1 protein-coding gene is annotated in these 232 nt (G+C 65.5%); it reads right to left on the bottom strand.

The annotated features are described in order from the left end of the window. The coding region (locus IM299_RS22795) for a DDE-type integrase/transposase/recombinase (RefSeq protein ID WP_193358135.1) at window positions 1-232 on the bottom strand (232 nt) is incomplete at both ends.

Raw genomic sequence — 232 nt, 5'->3', positions numbered from 1 at the left:
TTGCCCTGCGTCTGCGGATGATAAGGCCGGGAGTGCCCCACCCGGATACCGTGGCGCATCAGCCACAGCTCCAGCGCCGTCCAGGTGCCGGTGGTGTCGCCCCACGGTGAGCCGTTGTCCATCGTCATCCTGTCTGGCAGGCCGTAGCGTTCAAACGCGCTGACCAGCTGCTGCTGCACGGTCTCGCGCCGTTCATCGGTACAGTGCGCCAGGCACAGGGAAAAACGGGAGT

Origin of the sequence: Enterobacter cloacae complex sp. P47BA, assembly GCF_014930485.1 — a bacterium.
Lineage (GTDB): Bacteria > Pseudomonadota > Gammaproteobacteria > Enterobacterales > Enterobacteriaceae > Enterobacter > Enterobacter bugandensis.
The sequence above is the reverse complement of the archived record's forward strand: the minus strand, read 5'-3'. Positions and strand labels throughout refer to the sequence as shown.